The sequence below is a fragment of the Kitasatospora sp. NPDC057512 genome (genome assembly GCF_042802135.1).
Taxonomy (GTDB): Bacteria; Actinomycetota; Actinomycetes; order Streptomycetales; family Streptomycetaceae; genus Kitasatospora.
In genome coordinates, this window is the sequence record NZ_JBHVET010000620.1 from 1 (window position 1) to 5,295 (window position 5,295).

At 77.5% G+C, this 5,295-nt stretch carries 4 protein-coding genes and 1 pseudogene; 2 read left to right on the forward strand and 3 right to left on the reverse strand.

Features of this window, described 5'->3' with window-relative positions; all coding sequences use genetic code 11:
* Positions 1-117, forward strand: a pseudogene (locus tag ACFU6K_RS30530) (virginiamycin B lyase); the annotation flags it as partial.
* Here ACFU6K_RS30530 and ACFU6K_RS30535 read toward each other — a convergent pair.
* From ACFU6K_RS30535 to ACFU6K_RS30545, 3 genes are read right to left on the reverse strand one after another with little or no spacing between them, the layout of a single operon-like run.
* Positions 108-665, reverse strand: a complete 558-nt coding sequence (locus tag ACFU6K_RS30535) for a GAF domain-containing protein (protein WP_049661076.1) — start codon at positions 663-665, stop codon at positions 108-110. The pseudogene ACFU6K_RS30530 and the gene ACFU6K_RS30535 sit on opposite strands and share 10 nt — an antisense overlap.
* Complete coding sequence (locus ACFU6K_RS30540; protein WP_380668460.1) at positions 649-1,506, reverse strand: S8 family serine peptidase; 858 nt, start codon at positions 1,504-1,506, stop codon at positions 649-651. The genes ACFU6K_RS30535 and ACFU6K_RS30540 overlap by 17 nt, the downstream gene beginning before the upstream one ends.
* Positions 1,503-4,619 (reverse strand): adenylate/guanylate cyclase domain-containing protein, encoded by a 3,117-nt coding sequence (locus tag ACFU6K_RS30545; RefSeq protein WP_380668462.1) that lies wholly within the window; start codon positions 4,617-4,619, stop codon positions 1,503-1,505. Before ACFU6K_RS30545 ends, ACFU6K_RS30540 begins: the two co-directional genes overlap by 4 nt.
* Before the next feature lie 432 nt (positions 4,620-5,051).
* Between ACFU6K_RS30545 and ACFU6K_RS30550 the strand changes: the two genes are divergently transcribed.
* The gene (locus tag ACFU6K_RS30550) at positions 5,052-5,216 is read left to right on the forward strand and encodes a hypothetical protein (RefSeq protein WP_380668464.1); all 165 of its coding nucleotides are present in this window, start codon (positions 5,052-5,054) and stop codon (positions 5,214-5,216) included.
* Positions 5,217-5,295 lie beyond the last annotated feature (79 nt).

Genomic DNA, 5,295 nt, shown 5'->3' on the forward strand with positions numbered 1-5,295 from the left:
CTCCCGGGCGGGGGCGCCGAGCCGCACGGCATCGCCGTCGCCCCGGACGGCACGGTGTACGCGGCGCTGGAGCGCGGGCAGATCGCCCGGCTGGACGGCGCTCCCGGTCAGGGCTGACGGCGCAGCAGCTCCTCCAGGTCGGCGAGCAGGCCGAGGGCGGCGGCCCGGTCGGGGGCCGGCTCCGGGGCGGGGGAGCGCTCGGCGATCACCCGCAGGGCGGCGGCGGCCTGGCGGGCGAACATGGCCAGCAGGTCCAGCTCGGGCAGGCTGGCGCGGGCCTGCGGGGCCGGGTCCAGCACCTCCAGGACGCCGAGCACCCGGCTGCCGTGGGTGAGCGGGGCGGCCATCAGGGCCGTCGGGACGTACGCGGTGGACTCGGCGAAGTCCCGGTCGAAGGTGCGGTTGGCGCCCAGGTCGTCCACCACCATCGGCTCGCCGGAGGCGGCCACCCAGCCGGCGATCCCCCGGCCGGCCGGGAAGCGGCGGCCCACCAGCGACTCCTCGCCCCGCCCGGAGACGGCCTGGAAGACCAGCTCCCCGGCCGCCTCGTCGAGCAGGCACACCGAGCCGGCCTGGGCGCCGAAGATCGCCCGGGCGACGTCCACCACGGACTGGAGCAGCTCGCGGGCCAGCGGGTCGACGGCGGGGTCAGTGCTGAGGGTCATCGGGCGCCTCCGGGGTGGGGGTGGAAGGGACCTGGACGTTGGCCGCGGTGAGGTAGAGCGCGCTCTTCAGCTGGAAGGTGGTCAGCCTCGGCCGCCGGGACAGGATGCGGGCGCAGAGCCCGGCCACGTACGGGGTCGCGAAGCTGTTGCCGGTGGTGCGGATGGTGGCGCCGCCGAGCCAGGGCACCCGGACGTTCTGGCCGGGCGCGAAGAACTCCACCGGCGGCGCCGGGTTGTACAGGTGCAGCTCCGGGTCCTCCTCCTGGTGGCTGCCCACCGAGATGACCGAGGAGAAGCGCCACGGGTAGCTCTCCACCGGGGTGTTGTGGGCGGAGGCGACGATCGCGGTGCGGGCGAAGAAGGCGTCGTCGGCGATCGCGTGCAGCTGCTCCAGGAAGCGGGTCCGGGTGGTGGAGAGGCTGAGGTTGACCACGTCGAAGCCCTGCCCGACGGCCCAGCGCAGCCCGGCGATCAGCATGTCGCCGGTGCCGGTGAAGCGCTCGCCGAGGACCCGGACGCTGTAGAGCTCGCAGTCCGGGGCGGTGCGGCGGATGATGCCCGCGCAGGCGGTGCCGTGCCCGCAGGTGTCGCCGGCGCTGTCGGGGCGGACGGTCAGCTCCCGGGTGGCCGGGTCCTTGACCACCGCCCAGGCGCCCTGCACCGGCCCGACCAGCGGGTGGTCGGGCTCGACCCCGGAGTCGACCACGCAGACCCGGACGCCCTTGCCGGTGCCCTCGCCGTCGGATGCCTCGGCGGCGGAGGCGACGGCGTCGGCGAGCACCGGCAGGTCGGCGGGGGTGCGGTCGCGCAGGCTCCAGGTGAGGCCGGCCGGGCCGCTCACCGGGTGCCCCCGAGCCGCTCGGCGCGCCGGACGCCCGGCAGGTGGCCCTTGGCGGCGAACCGGTCCCGGGCGGTGGCGGCGGCCGCCGCGGCCTCGGCGGGGCGGTCGAGCAGCAGCAGGGCGTGCGCCCGGTCGAGCGCGGTCAGCGCCTGGAGCAGCAGCGACTCGGTGGCCTCGGCGGCGGACAGGGCGGCGGCGGTCAGGTCCAGCGCCGGCGCGGCCTCGCCCCGGGCGGCGGCGAGCCGGCCGCGCAGCGCGTCCAGCTCGATCGCGAGCACCGGCGGCAGCGCGGCGACGGCGTCCGCGCCGTCCAGGTGCCGGGCGGCCTGGGCCGGGCGGTCGGTGTCCAGCAGGACCCGGGCGGTGGTCAGGGCGAGGCGCGGCAGCGGGGCGGCGCTGCCCTGGTGGCGGGCGATCTCGGCGGCGTCGGCGAGCAGGTCCAGCGCCTGGCCGCTCTGCCCGAGCGCGGCCGTCGCCTGGGCGGTCAGCGCGGGCAGCGCGACCATCGCCTCGGCCAGCGACAGCTCCCCGGCCAGGCCGTTGGCCTCGGCGAGCAGCAGCTCGGCCTCCTCGGGGCGGTCGCGCAGCGCCAGCAGGACGGCCAGCGGGCCGTTCAGCGCGACCCGGACGGTCCGTCGGCCAGTGCCGTGCTCGGCGAGCAGGGCGCGCAGCCGGAAGGTCGCGTTCGGGACGGGCTCCGGGCCGGCCAGCAGCGAGGCGGCCAGTGCGGCCAGCACGGCGGCCCGGTCCAGCTCGGCGTCGGTGCGGGAGACCTGGCCGAGCGCCCGGTCCAGCAGCTGTTCGGCCTCGGTGTGGCGGCCGGCCAGCAGGTGCTCCTCGGCCAGCCGCAGCCCGGCCCGGGCCTGGCCGAGGTCGTCCCCGGTGTCGGTGAACAGCGGCAGCACGGCGCGGGCGGTCGCGGCGGGCTGGTCCTGGCCGGGCGGCAGGCCGCGGGCGGCCAGTGCGAGCCGGGCGTGCGCGGCGTCCAGCGGGTCGGCGGCCGCGTCCCGCACCTGGGCGAGGACGGGCAGTGCCTCCTCGGCGCGGCCGAGCGCCAGCCGGGCCTCGCCGAGGCGGCGCAGCACCGGGCCGGTGGCGCGCTCGCCCGGGTAGTGCAGCCGTACCGCGCGCTCCAGCAGGTCGGTGGCGGCGGGCAGGTCGGCGCGGGCCAGCGCACCGGCCCCGGCGGTGCCGAGGGCGGTGGCCGCGCGGGTGCGCAGCACGTCGGTGCGGGTGTCCAGCAGGCCGAGTTCCAGCCGGTAGCGGTGGGCGCGCTCCAGGTGGCCGCCGACGGCGGCGTCCCCGGTGGCGCGGACGGCCGGCAGGTCGGCGGCGCGCTCGTGGCGCTCGGCGCGGGCCCGCTTGGACATGGACTGGTAGACCGACTCCTGGACCAGGCCGCTGCTGAACCGGTAGCCGGTGCCGGTCGGTTCGACCAGCCGCAGCTCGGCCAGCCGGGCCAACGCGGCGTGCAGCCGCGGCGGGGTGTCGTCGACCCAGGTGGACGGGCCGGCCGGCAGGCCGTCGATCGGGCCGGTGAAGACGTCGTCCTGCGGGTCGGCGAAGGCGTCCTGGTCGCTGCCGCCGTGGGCGAGTTCGGCGAGTTCGGCGGCGGTGAAGGCGCGGCCGAGGACCGCGGCGAGGTCGAGGGTGGCGCGCTCGTCGCGCTCCAGCCCGTCGATCTGGGCGCTGAGCAACGCCCGTCCGGTGGGCGGCAGTTCGTCCGTCAGCGCGGGGCCCTCGGTCTCGGTGAGGGCGGCCAGCAGCTCCTCCAGGTGCAGCGGGTTGCCCTCGGCGCGCTCCAGCAGCCGGGTGGGCACCGCGTCCTGGTGGGCGCTCAGCTCGGTCAACTGGGCGGCCAGCAGGGCGGATTCGTCCCAGGACAGCCCGCCGACCGGAAGCGTGGGCAGCTCCGGTCGGGCGGCCGGGATCTCGGGCCGGGCCAGGCAGAGCAGCAGCACGGGGGCCGCGCCGAGTTCGGCGGCCAGCCACTCGACGGCGTCCAGCAGCGCGGGGCCGGCCCACTGGCAGTCGTCCAGGACCAGGACGGCCGGGCGCTCGACGGTGCGGCCCCGCAGGATCGCGGCCAGCAGCTCCAGCGAGCGGCCGGTGTCGAGGCCCGGCGCCGTCGCCTCGTCCAGCCGGGCCAGCGCCTCGGCGGGGGCGGCGCCCTCGGGCTCGTCCAGCAGGGTCCGGACCGCCTCGGCGAGCGGCGCCAGCACGCCCTGCCCGCCGAAGCTGCGGCAGCGGGCGGTGCCGCAGCGCGCGGTGCGCCGGCCGACCCGCTCGCGCCAGTCCCGCACCAGCCGGGTCTTGCCGATCCCCGCCTCGCCGGCCACCAGCAGCAGCTCGGCCCCCTGACCGCCCGCCACCCGGGCCAACGCGGCGTCCAGCAGGGCCAGTTCGCGCTCCCGGCCGACCAGCGGGACGTCGAAGCGGCGCAGCAGCTCCGGGTCGTCCTCGTCCAGGCCGACCAGGCGGTAGGCGGTGACCGGCTCGGCCTTGCCCTTGAGGTGCAGCGGTCCGACCTCGTCCACCTGGGCGGCCGGGCCGGCCGCGCGCAGCGTCTGCGGGCCGATCAGCACCTGGCCGGGGGCGGCCCGGGTCTGCAGCCGGGCGGCGATGTTCACGGTCTCGCCGGAGATCAGCGCCTGGCGCGCCGAGGCGTCCGAACCCGCCACCACCTGGCCGGTGTTGACGCCGATCCGGACGTCCAGCCGGACGCCGAGGGTGGCGTCCAGCTCGGTGTTGAGGTCCTCCACGTCCTCCAGCATGGCGAGCGCGGCGGCCAGCGCCCGGTGGGCGTCGTCCTCCCGGATCACCGGGACACCGAAGACGGCCATCACGGCGTCCCCGATGAACTTCTCCAGGGTGCCGCCGTGCGCCTCGATGCGGCGGTGCATCCGCTCGAAGTAGCGCAGGACGACCTCGCGCAGGGTCTCCGGGTCGAGCGCGCCGGACAGGGCGGTGGAGTCGACCAGGTCGCAGAAGACCACGGTGACCAGCTTGCGCTCCTCGGCGGCCAGGTCGAGGGCGGCGGCCCTGGGGGTGCCGCAGGAGGGGCAGAACTGGTCGTTGGTGCCGACGAGTTGGGCGCAGAGTGGGCAGGGCATGGTGGCCGTCCTTCGGTCGTCCTTCGCGGTGCGGGGCGTGCGCGGCGAAGCGGAACGGGTGTGCGCGACGGGGCGGGTGTGCGGGCGGAACGGTGGAGCGGGGTGTGCGGGCGGGGCGGTGGAGCGGGGGTGCGCGGCGGGGCGGTGGTGCGGGGGCGCGGGCGTTCCCGGCCAGGGTCGCGGGCGCGGCTTCGGGCCCGGTTCGGAAGTGCCTGGCGGGCGGTATGGCCGCAGGTGGGACGGGGTGCGGGAGACCGCCGGGGCCGGGATCGCGGGGCTCCGAGGGCCGCCGCGACCGCCCCGACCTGCGGACATACCGGCTCCCAACCGGCTCCGAAGTCCCGCGCAGGCGGCCCGGGCCACGATGGTCGGCAACGGCGGGCAGCCGCTCGCCGGAGCCGCGGCAACCCCGATGTGGAAGGGAGTCCGACCATGGACGAGAACATGGAGCAGCAGAACGTCGACGAGGCCGCCGAGGTCGAGGCGCACGTCGCCAACATCCTGGACCTCCAGGCGCTGAAGGTCCTGAGCGAGGCCTCCGACGGCAGCTGCTTCAGCATCGTCAGCTACGTCAACGAGACCAAGACCACCGCCTGACCGGACTCCGGACACCTGGCCGCGCACGGGGGCGGACGCACCACCGCCCCCGGCCGCCGGCCACCGCAAGGCCCCGGGG

Excerpts from the sequence above, each read along its gene's own strand:
- ACFU6K_RS30535 (WP_049661076.1), bottom strand. The coding sequence starts at position 665 with ATGACCCTCAGCACTGACCCCGCCGTCGACCCGCTGGCCCGCGAGCTG.
- ACFU6K_RS30545 (WP_380668462.1), bottom strand. The coding sequence starts at position 4,619 with ATGCCCTGCCCACTCTGCGCCCAACTCGTCGGCACCAACGACCAGTTC.
- ACFU6K_RS30550 (WP_380668464.1), top strand. The coding sequence starts at position 5,052 with ATGGACGAGAACATGGAGCAGCAGAACGTCGACGAGGCCGCCGAGGTC.